Genomic DNA, 19,906 nt, shown 5'->3' on the forward strand with positions numbered 1-19,906 from the left:
TGAAAGGGTCGTGATTTATGGACTTGCTGTATGAGCTTAAAAGCTCCCTGCTCACAATTCTTCCCCCATCGTTCTGGGATATTATAGATATCGCCGTTCTGTCTTACCTTATCTACAAGGTGATACAGTTCATGAAGGAGACCCGTGCAGGCGGTCTGGCAAAGGGTATCATCGTGCTGGTGCTCTGCTATATGCTGGCAAGGATAATGCAGATGAAAGCGCTGACCTTTATCCTCGACAAGACCTTTGATGTGGGACTTCTGGCGATAATCATAATCTTCCAGCCGGAGCTGCGGCGTTCCCTTGAAAAGGTGGGCCATTCCAAGCTGTCAAAGCTTCCCGTTTTCAGCAACAGCGCCTCCGAGGGCGAGCTTGCCTCAAAATGGGCATATGCCATTGACGTTATCTGCGAATCCTGCGAAGACCTTTCAGCCTCCACCACAGGTGCGCTCATCGTTATCGAGCGTGAGACAAAGCTTGGCGAGCAGATAAACACGGGTACTATCCTGAACGCCGTTCCCAGTAAAGAGCTTTTCGGAAATATCTTCTTCAAGAACACCCCTCTCCATGACGGAGCGGTCATCATGCGTGACGGCATTATCCTTGCTGCCGCCTGCTTCCTGCCCAAGCCCGAAAAGGAGGAGCTTATCAACAAGGCTCTCGGCTCCCGTCACAGAGCTGCCATAGGCATGAGCGAGAACTCGGACGCTATCATCATTGTGGTATCCGAGGAAACAGGAGCCATTTCCGTTGCGGAAAACGGCGAGCTTACCAGAGGATATTCCAAGGACACCCTTAAAAAGACTCTCCGTGCAAAGCTTCTTCCCGAAAAGACCCCCAAGGAAAAATCTCAGGACAAGCAGAGCAAGGAAGGCACAAAGTCCGAAAAGCTGGGACTTTTCAATAAAAACAAGAAAGGATAAGAGCTTATGCCTGATATTAACAAGATCATCGGAAAAGTTTCCGATTTTTTCAAAAAGCTTTTTGAAAAGGACAGCTCCCAGAAGATCCTTTCTATCCTCTGCGCAGTGATAATATGGGCTGTTGTTTCAATAAGCGTTTACCCCACAATGGAGCGCTCCATTTACAACGTTCCCGTTACCATTTCCCTTGAAGATACCTACGCTCAGGCAAATCAGCTTGATGTTATTTCCATGACCCCTAAGACTGTAAATGTTACCATTTCGGGCAAAAGAGGTCAGATAGGCGACCTTAAGACCGAGGATCTCACCGCCGTGCTTGATGCTTCCAACGTTATGATGGCAAGGGAGTATAACCTTTCCATGAACATCGAGTGCAGCACAGGCAAGACCTTTGACGTGGTGAGCATTGAGCCTTCCACAATCAGCGTCACTTTCGACAAGATAGTTTCCAAGGAGTTCGAGATAACTCCCCAGCTGGAAAATGTAAAGATAGCCTCGGGCTATATGAGCGGCGACCCCATAGTAACTCCCTCCACAGTCACCGTCACAGGCCCCCTTGATATGGTAAGCTCCATTACCAAGGTATGCGCAAAGGTGGCTCCCGAGCAGGAGCTTAGCTCCACTTACGAGTTCACCACCAGCGACCTGGTGCTCTACAACAACAATGCGGTCATCTCCAATGACAATCAGCAGCTTACCTTTGATAAGTCATCATTTGCCATTCAGATACCCGTTTACGTCCGCCAGACATTGCCGCTGAACGTAAATATCATCAACGCTCCCGAGAATTTCGATATCGACTACTTCCGCAGTCAGCTGGTGTTCTCGGTCGATGAGCTGACCATTGCAGCTCCCAATGACAAGATAAAAGATCTGCCCGAGCTTAACATCGGCACCATAAATATGCGTGAGGTCGATGTGGGCAGCGTGTTCGAGTTCAAGGCGGAAAACTTCCTGCCCGAGGACTATGAGAACCTGACCCAGATAGACACCGTAACAGTCACCTGCCCCAGCGAGGGTATCTCCAAAAAGGCGATAGCCATTATGGGCAAGGATATCCAGTTCGTGAACAAGCCCGCACAGTTCGAGTTCGAGCCTGTAGCGTCGGGTATGACATTGTTCGTGGTGGGCGACTCCGACCAGATAGCCGCCATATCCAAGGAAGACCTTACCGCACAGATCGACCTTATCGACTTTGATATGCAGGAGGGCGACCACAAGATGTCGGTTGATTTCCTGATATCCTCCTATGACAGGGTTTGGCTCAACGGCGACGAGGGCGTAGCAACGCCGAAGATATACGTCACCGCAAAGCTTATATCGGAAGAATAACTAAACCCCACCGCCCGTATTTCCGTTCGGAGATACGGGCGGTGGGGTTTTATACTAATCTTTAATCGTTCTGTCGGCTTTGTCTATAGGTTGATTGAGGATTAGTATTATACATTACTTGCCGTCTCGTTGAGACTTATTGCGAAAAGCACATCTTATTTCCACTTTTCGGTGTTGCTTCCCGTTTCGTAACAAAGTGCAGTCAAATGGGGATAGTCATTCTGATCGCAGTCATGCTTTTTTGCCCAGGCTGCTTGGGGTACATATAAAATGGCTTCAAATTCCGATGTCCAAAGGTCTTTGGCTTTTCCCTGCTGAGCCTTTTTATAATAATCTGCGCCATTTATCAGCGCAACACATCTCGAATATAAAAAAGTATCATCTGAATGGTCATAGTATTTGCAGGCTGTTTTAAAGTTTTTCTTCGTGTCGAGACCATATAATAATTCTGCCATGATATCATCAAAAGAATATATTTCATCATCGGATTGACATGACAGGTATTCGATCAACGGGCTTAAAATTTCCTTATCATTGCCTGCCCTGTCCCAGTCGCAGATGTCCATTATTTTTGAAAAAAACTGTTCGGTATTCATTTGAATTTCTCCTTCTGTTTTTGAATGTGTTTGATAAACTGCAAATTATTGCTTTCTTCCATTAACAAGAAAATAGCTATATAAGAACCCGTCTTCACAAGCATATGCGCACGTCTTTTCGGCAAATTTTGCCGCAGACTGCGTTAAAAATCCTTGCCGGGCGAAAGCCCGCCTGCGGATTTTTGCCTACTCTGCAACAAAATTATGCTCGAAAATCCGCACACATTTCTTATGAAGACAGGTTCTAATTTTTTGTCTGTAAATTTGGGTATTTCGTTTTCTGAGTTTCCAAAAATGGGCAACCCCATAAAAGGATTGCCCATTTGCATTTCAGTATGTTCCTGACATTACTTGTCAAGTGTTTTCATGGTGGGGAACAGCAGAACGTCTCTTATAGCGCTGCTGTCAGTGAGAAGCATAACAAGTCTGTCGATACCGAAGCCGATGCCGCCTGTGGGAGGCATACCGATCTCCAGCGCACGGAGGAAATCCTCATCAATGCTGTTTGCTTCCTCGTCGCCCAGACGCTTCATTTCTTCCTGAGCCTCAAATCTCTGACGCTGGTCAACAGGGTCATTCAGCTCGGAATATGCGTTTGCCATCTCTCTGCCTGTGATGAACAGCTCGAAACGCTCGGTGTATTCGGGCTTGTCGGGCTTCTTCTTTGTAAGGGGAGAGATATCAACGGGGTGATCCATAATGAATGTGGGCTGAACAAGATGCTCCTCAACAAATTCATCAAAGAACAGGTTAAGGATATCGCCCTTCTTGTGCCTTTGCTCGTATTCGATGTGGTGAGCGTCAGCAGCCGCACGGGCTTCTTCGATAGTGTTAATAGCCTCAAAATCAACACCGGAATACTTCTTTACAGCCTCGACCATGGTAAGTCTCTCAAAGGGCTTGCCCAGGTCTATCTCAACGCCGCCGTATGTGATCTTTGTGGTGCCGCATACTTCAAGTGCGCAGTGACGGTAAAGGTTCTCGGCAAGGTCCATCATGCCGTGGTAATCGGTGTATGCCTGATAAAGCTCCATAAGAGTGAACTCGGGATTGTGCTTGGTGTCAACACCCTCGTTTCTGAAAACTCTGCCTATCTCGTAAACCCTGTCAAGACCGCCTACGATAAGACGCTTGAGGTACAGCTCCAGAGATATTCTCAGACGAACATCTTCATCAAGAGCATTGTAGTGTGTCTCGAAAGGTCTTGCGGAAGCTCCGCCTGCGTTTGCAACCAGCATTGGAGTTTCTACTTCGATAAAGCCCTGTGCGTCAAGATATCTTCTGATAGCAGCGATAATCTTTGAACGCTTTCTGAAAGTCTCGGCAACCTCGGGATTAACGATAAGGTCAACGTATCTCTGACGGTAACGGGTGTCCTGATCCTTGAGACCGTGCCACTTTTCGGGCAGGGGCAGCAGGGACTTGGAGAGCAGTGTTATCTTCTGAGCGTGAACGGTTATCTCGCCTGTTCTGGTCTTGAAAACAAAGCCCTCAACACCAACGATATCGCCCATGTCCCAGGTCTTGAACTCCTTGAACTGCTCCTCGCCGATGTCGTTCATGCGCACATATACCTGCATACGGTCGGTGCTGTCACGAACGTCGATGAAGTTAGCCTTGCCCATGTTTCTCCAGGTCATGATACGGCCTGCGATCTTAACATTGATGCGGTTCTCGTCAAGAGCAGCCTTGAGAGCCTCAGCATCGTCGCCGCACTGAGCGGTGAGCTTTGCTTCAAGCTCGGAATACTGCTTTCTTATCTCCGCATTCTTTATATTGTAGTCAAAGCTTGTTATCTCAAAGGGGTTTTTGCCCTCAGCCTTGAGCTTTTCAAGCTTTTCCATTCTTATTCTCTTTAATTCGTGTACTTCTTCCTCGGTCTGTTCAGGCTCCTCTGGAGAAGTATTTTCCTTGAGCTGTTCCTCTGCCATTATTCACATTCCTTTGCAATAATATTACTTGCTGATCTCCAGAACTTCCATTCTGATAACGCCGATGGGAGCCTCTACTTCCAGGATATCGCCCACCTTTTTCTTGAGAGCCGCAATGCCGATAGGAGCGTCCTCGGAGATCTTGTTGTTCTCGGGGTCAGCCTCGGTGGAACCAACTATCTGAAGCTCCATTACCTCGTCCAGCTCCAGATCCTTGAGCTTAACATAAGAACCAACGCCGATCTCATCGGTGGAAAGGTCGGAATCACTTACGACCTCAGCGTTGTTGATCTTCATTTCAACGTCAACGATCTCAGCTTCCAGAATAGCCTGCTCGTTCTTTGCTTCATCGTACTCAGCGTTTTCGGAAAGGTCTCCGAAGGAACGTGCTTCCTTCAGCTTCTGAGCGACCTCTGCACGGCGTACATTCTTTAAATATTCAAGCTGTTTTTCCAGATCCTTGAGACCTTCGGCGGACATTCTAATCTTCTTGACTGCCATTTATATGACCATCCTTTCAATCGTACATATATATACAGATATAATTTCCTGAGTATATATTATATAATAAATTCTCCGCTGTGTCAAGGGATAAAAAATCAAAAAACACGGTATTTTCATTGCGTAAATGGCATGAACTGTTGAAACTCCCGCCGCCGTGTGCTATAATAGGGTAAATACCTTTAAGGAAGTGTGCATATGAGCGTAAGATTTCACCTGCCCAATTTTGTTGACAGATTCAACGGCAGCATGAATATGACCCTTATTTCAATGATAAAGCGTATGCCCCGGATGTTTTACGACGGCGTGGAGATAGCGAGCGTTTTCGACTGTTTCCCCATGATATGGAACGGCGGACGCATCATGGCAGGATATATGGATATGCAAACCGTGGATAAGCTTGTCCCCCAGTATCTCGGCAGATTCAATTCTCTGGGAGTGCCCTGCCGCCTGACGCTTACAAATCCTCTCCTTACCCGTGAGCATCTGAATGACCCTGTTTGCAACCGTGTGCTGGATATCGCCGACAACGGCATGAACGAGGCAATAGTCTTTTCGCCCCTGCTGGAGGAGCATATCAGGAAGCGTCACCCAAATATGAAGATAATCTCCTCCACCTGCAAGCAGATAAGAGATCTGCCAACATTGGAAAGCGAGCTTGAAAAAGACTACAGCCTTGTGGTGCTGGACTATAACTATAACAATGACTTTGATACGCTTGCGAAAATACCACATAAGGATAAGTGCGAGATACTTGTGAACGCAGTCTGCACACCCAACTGTCAGAGAAGAGGGGAGCATTACTGCTATATAGGCAAATATCAGCTGGAGCACTGCGATCCTGCGGAGCTGGCGAAGATACAGGCGGGAACTGCAAAGATAGAGGAGTGGCAGTGTCCGCATATGAAAAACAACGCATTTATCCGCAGAAATTCGCCGCTTCATGTGTCACCCCAGGCGATATATACCAAATATGTGCCAATGGGATATAATAATTTCAAACTGGAGGGCAGGGGAAACATCTTCCCCGATCTGGCGGAGCAGTATGTTTATTATATGGCAAAGCCTGAGTATAGGGATATTGTGAGATATAATCTGTTATGTGCGGCAGCAGCTGCCGCAGGATCGGGCAGAATGGGATAAGATAGCTTCCTTGAACCCCTATCCCCCGCTTTTTTACCTCCCTGCATTTGACTTTCTGCCGTGTACTGAACCCCGTTCATCTATTTGTACCGGTTTCTATAGCCATATTTGCGTCTTTTGTAATGATTTCCCCCACAACGTTAAGGTTTCAAAATAGTTGTTGACAGGGGATTTGTTTTGCGGTATAATGTATTATAAGTGCAAATTGTACGGCCCTGTCTGTCCCTGCATTGGCAGGGGAACATCCGTGTAAAAATAAATTTTTAAGGTGGAATAAAACGAATGGGAATTTTAGACGGACTTTTCGGAAACTACAGTAAAAGAGAACTGAAAAAGATCGACCCTATCAAGCAGAAGGTGCTTGATCTGGACGAAGAATACGGCAAGCTCACCGAGGCTGAACTGAAAGCCAAGACACCTGAGTTCAAGAAAAGACTTGAAGACGGCGAAACTCTTGACGATATCCTCCCCGAGGCTCTTGCGACCGTAAGAGAGGGCGCATGGAGAGTTCTGGGCAAAAAGCCCTTCCCCGTGCAGATAATCGGTGCCATCGTTCTTCATCAGGGCAGAATCGCCGAGATGAGAACAGGTGAAGGTAAAACCCTCGTTGCCTGCTGCGCATCTTACCTCAACGCCCTTACAGGCAACGGCGTTCACGTCGTTACCGTTAACGACTACCTTGCAAAGTCCCAGTCCGAGGAAATGGGCAAGGTTTACAGATACTTAGGTCTTACTATCGGCTGTATCCTCCACGACATGAACAATGACCAGCGCCGTGAGGCTTACAACTGCGATATTACTTACGGAACCAACAATGAGTTCGGTTTCGACTACCTCCGTGACAACATGGTGATCTACAAGAACGAAAAGGTTCAGAGAGAATTCAACTTTGCTATCGTCGATGAGGTCGATTCTATCCTTATTGATGAAGCGAGAACTCCTCTTATCATTTCGGGCAGAGGCGACAAGTCCACCGAGATGTACACCATGGCAGACAAGTTTGCCAAGACCCTGAAGCCCTTTGTTGTTGCCGAAATGGACACAAAGACCGATCAGGAAGAGATCGCAGAGGACTGCGACTACATCATCGACGAAAAGGCAAAGACAGCCACTATCACCCGTCAGGGCGTTAAGAAGGCTGAGAAATACTTCAATATCGTGAACCTGTACGACGCTGAGAACTCCACACTTCTTCACCATATCAACCAGGCTATCAAGGCAAACGGCGTTATGAAGAAGGATATCGACTACGTTGTAAACGAGGGCGAGATCGTTATCGTTGACGAGTTCACAGGCCGTCTTATGATGGGCCGCCGCTATAATGACGGTCTCCACCAGGCTATCGAGGCAAAGGAAGGCGTAAAGGTAAATCACGAGTCCAAGACCCTTGCTTCCATCACATTCCAGAACTTCTTCCGTCTCTATCACAAGCTGTCCGGTATGACAGGTACAGCTATGACCGAGGAGGACGAGTTCAGGGAGATCTACAAGCTGGACGTTATCGAGATCCCCACAAACCGTCCCGTTCAGCGTATCGACCACCCCGATGTTGTTTATAAGACCGAGGCTGCAAAGTTCAGAGCAGCTATCGAGCAGATAAAGGAGTGCCACGCCAAGGGTCAGCCCGTTCTGGTTGGTACTATCTCCATCGAAAAGTCCGAGATACTTTCCAAGATGCTTTCCAAGGAGGGCATCAAGCACAATGTCCTCAACGCAAAGCAGCACGCAAAGGAAGCGGAGATCGTTGCACAGGCAGGTCAGCTGGGCGCAGTTACCATTGCGACCAACATGGCAGGCCGTGGTACCGATATCCTGCTTGGCGGTAACGCAGAGTTCCTTGCAAAGGCTGATATGAAGCGCATGGGCTACGAGGACGAGATCATCAGCGAGGCTATCAGCTACGCAGATACCGATGACGAGGCTATCCTCAGCGCCCGTGAGGAATACAAGAAGCTTTACGCAAAGCACGCCGACGAGATCAAGGGCAAGGCTGACGAGGTAAGAAAAGCAGGCGGTCTGTTTATCCTCGGCACCGAGCGCCACGAGTCCAGACGTATCGACAACCAGCTGAGAGGCCGTGCAGGCCGTCAGGGAGACGAGGGCGAGAGCCGCTTCTTCCTCTCACTGGAGGACGACCTTATGAGACTGTTCGGCGGCGACCGTCTCCAGATGATGATGAATAACATGAACGTGGACGAGGATATGCCTATCGAGTCCAAGATGCTCTCCAAGGTCATCGAATCCTCCCAGAAGAAGGTGGAGGGCAGAAACTTTGCTATCAGAAAGAACGTCCTCAACTACGACGATGTTATGTCCACACAGAGAGCTATCATCTATGAGCAGAGAGCAAAGGTTCTCAACGGCGAGGATATCCACGAGTATATCCTTAAGATGATCAAGGATTGGGTCGTTGACGGCGTAAATCTTTACATCATCGACGGCTCCGTTCACGATGAGTGGAACCTTTCCGGTCTGAAGGCTCATTTTGCAGGCCTGCTCACCACTCCCGATGATTTCAAATATACTCCCGAAGAGCTTGGCAAGATAACCAAGGACGATATTATCCAGCTTCTTACCGACAGAGCGCTTGCATACTATGACAAGCGTGAAAAGGAAATGGGCAGCGATATGCTCAGAGAGCTTGAGAGAGTTATCCTCCTCAAGGTGGTTGACCTTAAGTGGATGGCTCATATCGACGATATGGAAGAGCTGAGAAGAGGTATCGGTCTGCGTGCATTTGCTCAGAAGAACCCCGTTGTCGAGTATCGTTACGAGGGCTTTGAGATGTTCGACGCAATGATCGAGTCTATCCGTGAGGATACCGTAAGACTGCTCTTTACTATCCAGATAAAGAACAACGAGGAGCCTCAGAGAGAAAGAGTTGCTCAGCCTATGGAGACCCAGGGCGACGGCAGCTATCAGAGCGAACCCCGCCGTGTAAAGAAGGTCGGCAGAAACGATCCCTGCCCATGCGGAAGCGGCAAGAAGTACAAGAACTGCTGTGGCAGAGACTTAAAGTAAAAACTGTGTTCTCCGAAAATATGCTCTGCGTGTTTTCGGAGAAGCTGTTTATATGTCAGGAGGAGAAATAAAATGCTTATAAACGAAGTAAAAAATGAGCTTGAAAACCATATAATCCCTTTCTGGGACGCTCTCAGAGACGATGAGTTCGGCGGCTTTTACGGTCAGATGGACAACGACCTTAACCTTGACAAAAAGGGCGGCAAGGGCGTTATCCTCAATTCCAGAATACTCTGGTTCTATTCTTCCGTTTACCGCACTATCGGCGGCGAAAAGAACCTTGACAACGCAAAGCACGCATACGAGTTCCTGAAAAACCACTGCGTTGACCGTGAGAACGGCGGCGTTTACTGGATGATGAACTACGACGGCACAGTTATGGACAGCATGAAGCACACCTACAATCAGGCTTTTGCTATCTATGCCCTTTCCACATATTACCTTGCCTGCAAGGATAAGGAAGCTCTCGACCTTGCTTTTGAGCTTTTTTACACAGTTGAGGAAAAGTGCACCGATGATGTGGCTTATATGGAAGCTTTCGACAAGAACTGGAAGCTTATTGAAAACGACGCTCTCAGCGAAAACGGACTTATGGCAGACAAGACCATGAACACCGTTCTCCACCTTATCGAGGGCTACACCGTTCTGCTCCAGGCAAGCGGAGACGAGAGAGTAAAGGCAAGACTTAAATTTCTCCTCGATATCACCGAGAACAAGATATTTGACAGCGAGAACAACAAGCTGCTGGTATTCTTTGACCGTGAGCTGAACGTTATCGGCGATATCCATTCCTACGGCCATGATATCGAAGCAACATGGCTCCTTGACCGTGCCTGCGACGTAATGGGCGACAAGGACTACATTGAGAAGTGGAAGAACATTAACCTTAGAATTTCCAACAACATTTACAATATCGCATACGAGAACGGCTCCCTCAACAACGAGAGAGACAAGACCGAGATAGACAAGAAGCGTGTATGGTGGGTTCAGGCAGAGACTGTTGTGGGCTTCATCAACGCATATCAGCACGGCGGCGACAAGAAGTTCCTTGAAGCTGCGGGCAAGGTATGGGAATGGATAAGAGATGTCCAGATAGACAAGCGCAAGGGCAGCGAATGGTGGGCAGAAGTTGATTACAACGGCAAGCCCATGCTCAAATTCACCATGGTAAACGAGTGGAAGTGCCCTTATCACAACGGCAGAATGTGCATGGAAGTTATGACCAGAGGCATTGATGTCTGATAAATGATCAAATCCGAAAGCTGTCATGGGTCACATGGCAGCTTTTCTTTGTCTCCTTGTCGGCAAATTTATAAAATAACTATTGAATTAAGGGAAAATATGTGCTATAATTTAAAATATGTTTACTCATGAAGGGAGGTCGGCTTTGATGGAGACAAGCACCGCTGAAGCTATCGTTTCGGAAGCTCTTGCAGATGATACTGCGGCAGAGACCACAGTTGTCGAGACTACGGCTGCTGATACGACAGCTTCGGGTTCAGCTATGCCGCTGGGGTCTGCGCTTATAACCGGCATTATCGCCATGGTGCTCATATATCTGCTCACCACATTTCTCCCCAAGATGGCTGCCGCCGTTGATAAGGCGTGGGACAGCATCTCAGGCAAGAAAAAGAAAAATATCCCCGATGACAAGGCCGAGCCGAGTCCCGCAAGGGTGGAGGATAATTATAAAGTCTATGACATTTACGAGGGCGAAATGAACCTCGACGATTATAAAGATGATGAAAAGGAGAATCCAAATGGCAAAGGATAACAAGAAAATGGTCGATGCGATAACCTCAATGGACGAGGATTTCGCAAAGTGGTACACCGATATATGCAAAAAGGCTGAGCTGGTAGAATACACAAGCGTAAAGGGCTGCATGGTGATCCGCCCCTACGCATATGCTATCTGGGAAAATATCCAGCATATCCTTGACGGTATGTTCAAGGCAACAGGTCATGAAAATGTTTGCATGCCTATGTTCATTCCCGAGAGCCTGCTCCAGAAGGAGAAAGACCACGTTGAGGGCTTTGCTCCCGAGGTTGCATGGGTAACAATGGGCGGCAACGAGAAGCTGGAGGACAGACTTTGCGTCCGCCCCACTTCCGAGACACTTTTCTGCGAGCATTACGCAAACATCGTTCATTCCTACCGTGACCTGCCCAAGCTCTACAACCAGTGGGTAAGTGTTGTAAGATGGGAAAAGACCACCCGTCCTTTCCTCCGTTCAAGAGAGTTCCTCTGGCAGGAGGGACATACCATTCACGCAACAGCTGAGGAGGCTATCGAAGAGACCGAGCGTATGCTGAACGTATATGCTCAGTTCTGCGAGGAGTACCTTGCAATGCCCGTTGTAAAGGGCAGAAAGACCGAGAGCGATAAGTTTGCAGGCGCTGTTGCAACCTACGCAATAGAGGCTCTTATGCACGACGGCAAGGCTCTCCAGGCAGGAACCTCCCACTATTTCGGCGACGGTTTTGCAAAGGCATTCGATATCATGTTCACCGACAAGGACAATAAGAAGGTATATCCTCACCAGACTTCTTGGGGCGTGACCACCCGTCTTATCGGCGCAGTTATCATGACCCACGGCGACAACGACGGACTTGTTCTTCCTCCCGCAGTAGCACCCATTCAGGCAGTTATCGTTCCTATCCAGCAGTTCAAGGAGGGCGTTCTCGACAAGGCTAACGAGGTGGCAGATATCCTCAAGGCAGCAGGCATCAGAGTAAAGGTCGATGACAGCGACAACTCTCCCGGCTGGAAGTTTGCTCAGTACGAGATGAAGGGTGTTCCTCTCAGAATTGAGATAGGCCCCAAGGATATCGAGCAGAACCAGTGCGTAATAGTAACACGTCACAACCGTGAGAAGAGCTTTGTATCTCTGGACGGCATCGCAGATACCGTTAAGACCAAGCTTACCGAGGTACATGACGGACTTTACAAGGCAGCACTCGAGAACCGTGAGAGACGCACCTATTCCTGCGTGACCATGGACGAGATAACCGAAGCGCTTGAAAAGAACGGCGACGGCTTTATCAAGGCTATGTGGTGCGGCGACGAGGCTTGTGAGGATAAGGTAAAGGAAGTTACAGGTGTAGGTTCCAGATGTATTCCCTTTGAGCAGGAGAATCTTTCCGACAAGTGTGTATGCTGCGGCAAACCTGCAAAGTGCATGGTTTACTGGGGCAAGGCATATTGATCTTTTAATAAAAATATTAATACTAATCTTCAATCAACCTACAGACAAATCCTCGGCTGAAATAAGCCCATTCTTCGTCAAGCTCCCTTGCCGGGCGGCAAGCCCGCCTGCGGTCGCTTTCCTTGACTGGTCTTATTTCATCTGTCGGCTTTGCCTATAGAGCGATTGAAGATTAGTATAAGGAGCTGTTGCACAGGTTGCAGCAGCTCCTTTTGTTTTGGGGTGAAACGGACAAATGAGAAATCCGCCCCTCATAGAGAGACGGATAATTTTTTATGCCTTAGGCTTTGCAGGTGCTTCCTCAACAGCCTTTACAGCCTCGGAAAGCCACTTGTCTTCAACTGCCTCAATATTTCCGCTGTCGCAGCTCTGCGCTATGGCAGGGTCAACAGGCAGACTGCCCAGCACCTTCAGACCATATTCCGCAGCAGCTTCCGCAGTGTGGCTCTCGCCGTACAGATTGATCTTCTTTCCGCAGTCGGGACATTCAACATAGCTCATGTTCTCTACAATGCCCAGAATGGGAATGTTCATGAGGTGTGCCATGCCAACAGCCTTGCCCACGATCATCTTTACCAGATCCTGAGGAGATGTTACTATGATAACGCCGTCAACAGGAATGGACTGGAAAACTGTCAGAGGAACATCACCTGTTCCCGGAGGCATATCAACGAACATATAGTCAACATCGTTCCAGATTACCTCGTTCCAGAACTGCTTTACAACACCTGCAATAACAGGGCCTCTCCAGATAACAGGATCGGAGGGGTTTTCCAGCAGCAGGTTGATGCTCATTACATCAACGCCGCCCTTGCTGCGTACAGGGATAAGTCCCTTGTCGGTACCTGTAGCCCTCTCGGTAATGCCGAACATCTTGGGGATAGAGGGGCCTGTGATATCAGCGTCCAGCACGGCGGTGTGCAGACCCTTCTTTGCAAAAGCGGAAGCCATAAGACCTGTTACCAGCGACTTTCCAACGCCGCCCTTTCCGCTTACGATGCCTATTACCTTTTTAACGCTGCTGCCCTCGCCCAGCTTTTCGATAAAGCTCTGGGGAGATTTTCTCTCGGCACATTCCGAGCCGCAGGAGGAGCAGTTATGCGTACATTCGCTCATTTGAAACATCCTTTCCCATACATATAAATCAAGACCGTTTTAGTCTTGTTTGTACTTATATATTATATGCCTTTTTTTTGCAAAAGTCAAATGGTATGTTTATCAGTATTTCAGCTCACTTCCCCCGATAAACTCACGTATCATCGAAGCAGACGGCACATATTTGGGGTCAATGGCGTTCAGCTCACCCAGAAACTGTAAGATCTGAGCGCAGCAGGGGAAATCAGCCAGCTCGCCATGCGCCTGAGCAAGAATATTGTCATACAGAAAATTTTTATAGACCGAAGCTTCATATGCCATAAATGTGTCAATGTCATAATCCGAACGCTTTTTGTAGGGCGTGATGTACAGCTTTTCGCCACGGGAAACGCTGCCGAACATACGGAATATATCCGCATAGCTTCGCTTTCTGAAAAGACTGTCACGGCAAAGCCGCCTCATAAGACGGATCTGCGCAGGGTGCATAAGGCTGCCGTCAGCCGCTTTAAGATAGGTGCGGACAGATATATACATATGCAGCGCAAAGCCCTCGTCATTGCCCGTAACATCGGGATTAAGGGCGTGAATACCCTCGATTATGATTATCTCCCCATGCTTTCTCAAAAACGGAACAGGCTCTCTTCTTGACTGAGCCGCAAAATTAAAGCGGGGCATTTCAAATTCCTCGCAGGCGGCTATTTTTTTCAGATGCTCCGTAAAAAGAGGGATATCCAGCCTCATCGGCGATTCAAGGTCAATGTTCCCCTCCTCGTCATGGGGAAGCTCATGCCTGTTTTCATCGGATATGGGCAGAAAATAGTTATCCATGGAAAGGGTGTGGGCAGTCCTGCCAAGCTCCCTGAGACGGGCTTCTATGCGCAGTGCCGCTGTGGTCTTGCCCGAGCCTGAGGGGCCGGAGAGCAGAACAACAGGCTTTCCCGATGAGAGTATCATCTCAGCCGCCTCGTTTATATATGCGCTGTAATTGTCCTCAGCCAGCTCGATTATCTTTTCGGGACATTTAGCCTCCCTGTTGACAGACGAGACCCGTGCAAATTTTTCCATGACATGTTTCCTTTCTGACGGATTATCAAGGTTTTATGATGTCCCCGTTGCTAAGCACTGCCTCGGATCTGCTTACAGATTCGTTGAAAAGCGCCGCACCCAGCTTTCGTGAAAGCTTCTTGCGTGCTTCCGAGTATCTCGGAGGATCATCAAGGCTGCATCTTCCGCTGCCAAGACCGCATATGCTTCCGCCCTTGATAAGGCGGGCCGCATACCTTATGCCTGCGGTGCTGAAAACGGAGTCGCAGTTTATCTGCCCCGAAGCGGAGGAGAAAAGCTCCGCCAGGGCTTCTTCATCGGCATAAGCCGCATATTTTTCAATGTGTGCAAGCAGCGGACGAACTCTTCCGCCGCATGCAAGCTTTTTGAAGCTGCCGATAAGCTCCTCCGTAGCGGGAACGGAGGGCAGCTCCACCAGCATATAATTTGTGTCGCTTATGCAAAGGCTCTCCAACTCAGGCTCATTAGCCATATTGTCGGTAAAGCTTACCAGCGCCCCCATTACAAGCTGGGGAACGTGGCTCATTCTGTTCTGAGAAAGATAAGCGCTGAACTTTGCCATAGCTTCCCCACGTCTTGTAATAAAGTGGGGGACAGATTCATCATATCTGTTAAAGCGAGGTGCGGCGACAACGTGAGTTACGCCCTGCTCGCCGAGTTTTACAAGTATCTGAGCCGCTTCAGAGCAGCTTTCGGGGCCGCAGCCCATATCGGGCAGGATCTGCGCATTCAGATCAACGATCATTTTCGGTGGGTTATACATTCCGAAAAGCTCCTTTCAGTTCGGCTTTTTCGGCTGAACTTTTATATTAAGCAGCGATATCCGCTGACTACTTTTCATAGTAATTATAACCCAATTTTTTGACACATTTTTGCTTTGTCGCCTAATGTTCTGTAAATTTATTGATTTGTTATGACAATAAATTTTAAAATATTTTTATGCTGTTCATTTATTGTCTTTGTGATAACTCTTCGATTTCATCTGGCTTTTCCAAGAATAAGGCAGCCGTTTGAAACGGTGTGCTTGTTGCCGAAGCGCACAGTACAGCCGCTTTCATCGGAAAGTCCCGCCGCCAGATAAGCTCCCTCGGGTATTTTGTCTGCATCTGTTGTAAAGGTATAGACCTTTGTTTTGCCTGCCTCAAAGCTGCCGCTTTTGATCAAAAAGCTTTTGCCGCATATCTTACGTGCATTCCTGCCCTTTTTATCCGTGGCCGCAATTTTCAGCCGCATATCGAAATGCTGGGTATCAAGCCCCTCGTTCTTTATTTTAAGCGTGATAACAGCCTTACCGTTATCATATGCCACAGAAGCGCTTTTTACAACAAAATTGTAGCCCAGTTCGTTCTGGAGCGTGGTTACAGCGGTTGTCCTTTCCTTGTACATTTCGTATCCGTCATATACTCCGCCCGCAAGAGCCATGTATGTAAGATGACCGCCCTTTACCGCCTTTGTGAGCTTATTGTCAGTCCATTTGCCGTTGTCACGCATATATGTGTAGCCGTAGCAGGTCTCGCCGATGGTGGGAAGCTTTGCTTCATATGCCGGAGCAAGATATTTTTCGCAGCCCTCTATGCCCACAAGCCCGTCACGTCTCAGTGTCATACCCAGTGAAACGGCATATTCCGCTGTCTCGCTGTAACGTTCATCGTTGACATTCAGCGCAAGCAAAGTGTGGTCAAATGCGTCTGCCCATATTTTGATGTACTGCTTCTGTACATCAACCGAGGGCATCTCGCTTCCCTCAAGCCCATAGGTGTGCCATTCGCCCCAGTTGCCAAGGCTGCGTATGTCGATGAACTCAATTCGATGGTCGCCGTCATATTTCTCAGCCACCGCCTGCGCCAGACGCTCCACTGCCGAGATGTATATTTCGTCCGACCACACAGGCACACGCTGAACGCCGTCCTCGCTGTAAAAGCTTGATGTCTTTGCAATGACATATTCGCAGCCCTCGTCATAAACATATTGTGGCACATATCCGTCTTTGCAGTCAGCGCCCGAATCGCAGGGGATAATGCCGAAAGCAAAGGTCTTGCCGTTTTCGGCGCAGAATTCAGCCCATTTCTCCACCTTTGACCAGTCATATACACCCTTTGATGTCTCGATATCGCTCCACGGGAATCGGGTATAAACAACGTTTGTAAATTTCCATGTGGGATTGCTTTTTATGCCTATCTCAGGGCTTGTGATGTCCCAGTCGGAATACACATACTGCACCCAGCCCTTGTGGGGATTTGCCACAGGAGCGGTCTCTTCCTCAACAGAAAAGCTTATAAGCTCTTCACCGTAAACAGCAGGCGAAAAGGATAACAGCATAACAGCCGCAGTGATGGTAGCTAATGTTCTTTTCATATTCATTTTTATTCTTCCTCCTGTTCTGCCAGATACAGCCCCATACTCTTGAGCCTTTCAGGCAGGTCATATACGCTTATTCCGTCCAGCTCTATGCTTATGCACTCGCCTGCTGTGGTGTCGGAAAATGTTTCCCACGCAGTTTTGCAGCTTTCGACCTGAGGTGCATATTTTTTCATCAGCTTGTGATATTTTTGCGGTTCTGTTGTCCACACGGTGATCTCGTTATACTTATTTTTCATTATCTCCGACTTATCGTCATGGCAGCCGAAGCCGCAGCAGCTCAGACCGTCGTTTATAAGCAGGTCGCCGTAGCAGTCCAGCAGCTCATTTGCTTCCTTTGCTGTAAGAAAATCCATGTAATAAACGTCCTTGTGCATAGGGTCGGAGGAATTTTGGCGGAGCTTTTTTTCATCGGCTTCACTTGCGGGGATCTCCAGTATAAAGAACACCTTGTCCTTCTGCATGGAGATGTATTCACGCATCAGCTTTTCTATTTTGTCCCCGTTTATGTTTGCGGTAAAGCAGCCGTCCTTTTCGCTGTACTGCTCGCAGAGCTTATCTGCAAGAGGCACGTAGCAGCCCTTTGTCATTTGCAGCATAATTACACCCTTTCTATCTTCATAAGCCTGTTGGATACGTCCGCAAACTGCTGAAGCGACAGCTGTTCGGGGCGGATATTTTCACTCAGTCCCGCTTCTCTTATGGCGTTTATGACCATCGCCTTTTCCATTCCCATTGCCGAGGAAAGGGAGTTTGCAAGGTTCTTTCTCCTCTGGGAGAAGCTTCCACGGACTACCTTAAAGAAATATTTCTCGTCGGATACTTCCACAGGGGGAGTGTCCAGTATATCAAGCCTTATAACGCAGGAATCAACGTTTGGCGCAGGCATAAAGCTGCCCCTGGAAACGTTGAACAGCAGCGAGGGCTTGGCGTAATAGTTTACCGCCGCCGTTACAGCGCCGCATTCTCTGCTGCCCATTTTTGCGCAAAGCCTTGTGCCTGCTTCCTTCTGCACCATTACGGTGATAGATCTTATAGGCAGTCGGCTTTCCAGCAGATACATTATAATAGGCGAGGTGATGTAATAGGGGAGATTTGCGCACACAGCCACGTCAAGACCACTGAAATTTTCTTCTATCACTTTTTTCAGGTCAGTCTGCATAACGTCCGCATTGATGATCTTCACGTTGTTATGCTCCGACAGAGTTTCGTCCAGTATGGGGATAAGTCGGCTGTCTATCTCAACGGCTACCACCTTGTCCGCACGCTTAGCCAGTTCGTGAGTGAGAACGCCCACGCCCGTGCCTATCTCGATAACTCCGAAGCCTGCCTTTGCGTTGCCCATCTCGGCAATTTTGGGGCACACGGAGGGATTGACGATAAAGTTCTGACCCAGCGCCTTAGAAAAAGTAAAGCCGTGGCGCTCGAAAATATCCTTTATAACGCTTATATTTGTAAGATTTTCCATAAAAACTCCTGTTATAGTATTACTTTGCAGGGCTTGTCAATGACCATTTCATCGGGTGAGACCTTGCAGGTGTAGGCAAGTATCTTAACGCCCTTTTCCGAAGCCGTTTTCAGTGCGTCAGCAAATTCGGGGTGAGTTTCTCTGTTGGGCGTGAAATATTCTGCCTTTTCCATCTGGATAACAAAGAAAATATACGCCTCATACCCGCTTTCGCACGCCTTTATCAGCTCATGCAGATGCTTCACTCCACGCTCCGTGGGAGCATCGGGAAATTTGCATACTCCCTCATTTTCCAGCGTGCAGCCCTTGACTTCCATGAAAATTTTCCGTCCCTCCGCCTCAATGTAAAAGTCAATCCGAGAGCTGCCGAAAACTGTCTCGGGGCGGATAAGGGTCACATTTTCAAAAAGCCGTGGGATAAATTCACCCACCGCCTTGTTGGGGCTTTGGCTGTCCATATTTATGAGCATACCGTTCTTGTAAACGGCTATAAGGTCATACTTTGTCTTGCGTGCAGGATTGTCGGAGCATTCAAGAATTACCTCTGCACCGTTCGTAAGCAGCTCCTTGCACCGCCCCGTGTTCTTCACATGAACGGTCTGAACCTCTCCGTCAATATCGACCCTTGCAATAAAGCGGTTGGGGCGGGAGATAAATTTTCCCCTGCATATTTTACCGTATCTGATGGCACATCACTCCATATCACATCTGATGCTTTACAACGCCGTATTCATCGTCCGGACGATAATAGGGACAGGCATAATTTGTGCCGTTGACAAAGCGGTACATTTCGTCCTCGTCCAGATTTACAAGGCAGGTGTAGCACTCGTAATCCTCGTCATAAACATAGTTGACACAGCTTTCGCAGTTGGTCGCTTGCATATTATCACCTTTTTTCAATGTGTTCTGAAAATACCTGAACATATCTTGACTTATATGTTATCAGCCTGATATCCGAAATTTTTATCCGCACAGGCTCGTACCATTCGCCACGGGCGTCAAACCATTCAAATAAAATGTGCTTTCCCGAGACCTGCGTCACCTTGCCGATGTAATAATCATCGTCAGTCTCAACGGAAATGCACTCGCCGCTTTTTTCAAAATGCCTGCACACTTTTTTCATTGATGAAATGTCGATATCTGGAATGGCAAGATCATTGCATACACCCTCAGCACGCATTATTTCGTTGTATTTTCTGCCCTTGCTTCTTATATCCTCCACAGCGGAGAGGGGGAAGATAAGGAAGCCGTCAAGCTGAAAATCATT

Annotated in this window: 19 protein-coding genes; 7 read left to right on the plus strand and 12 right to left on the minus strand. The window is 48.1% G+C overall.

The genetic code is table 11. From position 1 onward, the window contains the following. Nucleotides 1-17 precede the first annotated feature (17 nt). Together cdaA and OCV68_RS11635 are read left to right on the plus strand one after the other, a co-directional pair. The gene (cdaA, locus tag OCV68_RS11630) at nucleotides 18-923 is read left to right on the plus strand and encodes a diadenylate cyclase CdaA (RefSeq protein WP_022475373.1); all 906 of its coding nucleotides are present in this window, start codon (nucleotides 18-20) and stop codon (nucleotides 921-923) included. 6 nt (nucleotides 924-929) lie between these two features. Then, nucleotides 930-2,255 (plus strand): CdaR family protein, encoded by a 1,326-nt coding sequence (locus OCV68_RS11635; protein ID WP_262572831.1) that lies wholly within the window; start codon nucleotides 930-932, stop codon nucleotides 2,253-2,255. Nucleotides 2,256-2,410: 155 nt separating this feature from the next. Here the strand turns inward: OCV68_RS11635 and OCV68_RS11640 are convergent, their stop codons facing one another. The 3 genes from OCV68_RS11640 to greA form a co-directional block, all read right to left on the minus strand. After that, the gene (locus OCV68_RS11640) at nucleotides 2,411-2,851 is read right to left on the minus strand and encodes a DUF4240 domain-containing protein (RefSeq protein ID WP_262572833.1); all 441 of its coding nucleotides are present in this window, start codon (nucleotides 2,849-2,851) and stop codon (nucleotides 2,411-2,413) included. Between the two features lie 347 nt (nucleotides 2,852-3,198). Then, entirely contained in the window at nucleotides 3,199-4,782 is a 1,584-nt protein-coding gene (gene lysS / locus OCV68_RS11645) for a lysine--tRNA ligase (protein WP_262572835.1), read from the minus strand. A gap of 24 nt (nucleotides 4,783-4,806) precedes the next feature. Continuing rightward, entirely contained in the window at nucleotides 4,807-5,283 is a 477-nt protein-coding gene (gene greA, locus OCV68_RS11650) for a transcription elongation factor GreA (protein WP_022475368.1), read from the minus strand. Between the two features lie 198 nt (nucleotides 5,284-5,481). On the opposite strand from greA, the gene OCV68_RS11655 reads away from it, so the two are divergent. The 5 genes from OCV68_RS11655 (at nucleotide 5,482) to proS (ending at nucleotide 12,653) form a co-directional block, all read left to right on the plus strand. Beyond that, nucleotides 5,482-6,426: a hypothetical protein gene (locus OCV68_RS11655; RefSeq protein WP_262572837.1), complete on the plus strand. Its 945-nt coding sequence runs from the start codon at nucleotides 5,482-5,484 to the stop codon at nucleotides 6,424-6,426. Nucleotides 6,427-6,708: 282 nt separating this feature from the next. Beyond that, nucleotides 6,709-9,447 carry a preprotein translocase subunit SecA gene (secA, locus tag OCV68_RS11660; RefSeq protein ID WP_022475366.1) on the plus strand — a complete coding sequence of 913 codons (2,739 nt, stop codon included), beginning with the start codon at nucleotides 6,709-6,711 and terminating at the stop codon, nucleotides 9,445-9,447. Nucleotides 9,448-9,519: 72 nt separating this feature from the next. Further along, entirely contained in the window at nucleotides 9,520-10,689 is a 1,170-nt protein-coding gene (locus tag OCV68_RS11665; RefSeq protein ID WP_262572838.1) for an AGE family epimerase/isomerase, read from the plus strand. A gap of 148 nt (nucleotides 10,690-10,837) precedes the next feature. After that, on the plus strand, nucleotides 10,838-11,221 hold the full coding sequence (locus tag OCV68_RS11670) for a hypothetical protein (protein ID WP_022475364.1): 384 nt from the start codon (nucleotides 10,838-10,840) through the stop codon (nucleotides 11,219-11,221). Next, nucleotides 11,208-12,653 (plus strand): proline--tRNA ligase, encoded by a 1,446-nt coding sequence (proS, locus tag OCV68_RS11675; RefSeq protein ID WP_022475363.1) that lies wholly within the window; start codon nucleotides 11,208-11,210, stop codon nucleotides 12,651-12,653. Before OCV68_RS11670 ends, proS begins: the two co-directional genes overlap by 14 nt. 273 nt (nucleotides 12,654-12,926) lie before the next feature. Here proS and OCV68_RS11680 read toward each other — a convergent pair whose 3' ends face one another. From OCV68_RS11680 to OCV68_RS11720, 9 genes are all read right to left on the minus strand, one after another. After that, nucleotides 12,927-13,769 carry an Mrp/NBP35 family ATP-binding protein gene (locus tag OCV68_RS11680; RefSeq protein WP_022475853.1) on the minus strand — a complete coding sequence of 281 codons (843 nt, stop codon included), beginning with the start codon at nucleotides 13,767-13,769 and terminating at the stop codon, nucleotides 12,927-12,929. A 102-nt stretch (nucleotides 13,770-13,871) separates the two neighbouring features. Beyond that, nucleotides 13,872-14,813 (minus strand): uridine kinase family protein, encoded by a 942-nt coding sequence (locus tag OCV68_RS11685; protein ID WP_262572839.1) that lies wholly within the window; start codon nucleotides 14,811-14,813, stop codon nucleotides 13,872-13,874. 25 nt (nucleotides 14,814-14,838) lie between these two features. Continuing rightward, entirely contained in the window at nucleotides 14,839-15,576 is a 738-nt protein-coding gene (locus OCV68_RS11690; RefSeq protein WP_262572840.1) for a CpsB/CapC family capsule biosynthesis tyrosine phosphatase, read from the minus strand. A 215-nt stretch (nucleotides 15,577-15,791) separates the two neighbouring features. Further along, nucleotides 15,792-17,174 (minus strand): beta-galactosidase, encoded by a 1,383-nt coding sequence (locus tag OCV68_RS11695; protein ID WP_262572841.1) that lies wholly within the window; start codon nucleotides 17,172-17,174, stop codon nucleotides 15,792-15,794. 2 nt (nucleotides 17,175-17,176) lie between these two features. Then, nucleotides 17,177-17,770, minus strand: a complete 594-nt coding sequence (locus OCV68_RS11700) for a hypothetical protein (protein WP_262572842.1) — start codon at nucleotides 17,768-17,770, stop codon at nucleotides 17,177-17,179. A gap of 2 nt (nucleotides 17,771-17,772) precedes the next feature. Next, nucleotides 17,773-18,639: a 16S rRNA (adenine(1518)-N(6)/adenine(1519)-N(6))-dimethyltransferase RsmA gene (rsmA, locus tag OCV68_RS11705; protein WP_262572843.1), complete on the minus strand. Its 867-nt coding sequence runs from the start codon at nucleotides 18,637-18,639 to the stop codon at nucleotides 17,773-17,775. Between the two features lie 11 nt (nucleotides 18,640-18,650). Then, nucleotides 18,651-19,325 carry a DNA/RNA nuclease SfsA gene (gene sfsA / locus OCV68_RS11710; protein ID WP_262572912.1) on the minus strand — a complete coding sequence of 225 codons (675 nt, stop codon included), beginning with the start codon at nucleotides 19,323-19,325 and terminating at the stop codon, nucleotides 18,651-18,653. Nucleotides 19,326-19,341: 16 nt separating this feature from the next. Further along, nucleotides 19,342-19,521, minus strand: coding sequence for a DUF6472 family protein (locus OCV68_RS11715; RefSeq protein WP_262572845.1), 180 nt, complete (start codon nucleotides 19,519-19,521; stop codon nucleotides 19,342-19,344). A gap of 4 nt (nucleotides 19,522-19,525) precedes the next feature. Next, nucleotides 19,526-19,906, minus strand: a 381-nt coding sequence (locus tag OCV68_RS11720; RefSeq protein ID WP_262572846.1) for a hypothetical protein, incomplete at its 5' end; no start/stop codon positions are given.

The sequence above is a fragment of the Huintestinicola butyrica genome (assembly GCF_025567215.1).
GTDB lineage: Bacteria > Bacillota > Clostridia > Oscillospirales > Ruminococcaceae > Huintestinicola > Huintestinicola butyrica.

Bases quoted from the DNA above. Each gene is read 5' to 3' on its own strand.
- OCV68_RS11670 (WP_022475364.1), top strand. From the start codon at position 10,838: ATGGAGACAAGCACCGCTGAAGCTATCGTTTCGGAAGCTCTTGCAGAT.
- OCV68_RS11685 (WP_262572839.1), bottom strand. From the start codon at position 14,813: ATGGAAAAATTTGCACGGGTCTCGTCTGTCAACAGGGAGGCTAAATGT.
- OCV68_RS11715 (WP_262572845.1), bottom strand. From the start codon at position 19,521: ATGCAAGCGACCAACTGCGAAAGCTGTGTCAACTATGTTTATGACGAG.
- greA (WP_022475368.1), bottom strand. From the start codon at position 5,283: ATGGCAGTCAAGAAGATTAGAATGTCCGCCGAAGGTCTCAAGGATCTG.
- OCV68_RS11690 (WP_262572840.1), bottom strand. From the start codon at position 15,576: ATGTATAACCCACCGAAAATGATCGTTGATCTGAATGCGCAGATCCTG.
- OCV68_RS11640 (WP_262572833.1), bottom strand. From the start codon at position 2,851: ATGAATACCGAACAGTTTTTTTCAAAAATAATGGACATCTGCGACTGG.
- OCV68_RS11695 (WP_262572841.1), bottom strand. From the start codon at position 17,174: ATGAATATGAAAAGAACATTAGCTACCATCACTGCGGCTGTTATGCTG.
- proS (WP_022475363.1), top strand. From the start codon at position 11,208: ATGGCAAAGGATAACAAGAAAATGGTCGATGCGATAACCTCAATGGAC.
- rsmA (WP_262572843.1), bottom strand. From the start codon at position 18,639: ATGGAAAATCTTACAAATATAAGCGTTATAAAGGATATTTTCGAGCGC.
- OCV68_RS11700 (WP_262572842.1), bottom strand. From the start codon at position 17,770: ATGCTGCAAATGACAAAGGGCTGCTACGTGCCTCTTGCAGATAAGCTC.
- OCV68_RS11655 (WP_262572837.1), top strand. From the start codon at position 5,482: ATGAGCGTAAGATTTCACCTGCCCAATTTTGTTGACAGATTCAACGGC.
- OCV68_RS11635 (WP_262572831.1), top strand. From the start codon at position 930: ATGCCTGATATTAACAAGATCATCGGAAAAGTTTCCGATTTTTTCAAA.
- lysS (WP_262572835.1), bottom strand. From the start codon at position 4,782: ATGGCAGAGGAACAGCTCAAGGAAAATACTTCTCCAGAGGAGCCTGAA.
- cdaA (WP_022475373.1), top strand. From the start codon at position 18: ATGGACTTGCTGTATGAGCTTAAAAGCTCCCTGCTCACAATTCTTCCC.
- OCV68_RS11665 (WP_262572838.1), top strand. From the start codon at position 9,520: ATGCTTATAAACGAAGTAAAAAATGAGCTTGAAAACCATATAATCCCT.
- OCV68_RS11680 (WP_022475853.1), bottom strand. From the start codon at position 13,769: ATGAGCGAATGTACGCATAACTGCTCCTCCTGCGGCTCGGAATGTGCC.
- secA (WP_022475366.1), top strand. From the start codon at position 6,709: ATGGGAATTTTAGACGGACTTTTCGGAAACTACAGTAAAAGAGAACTG.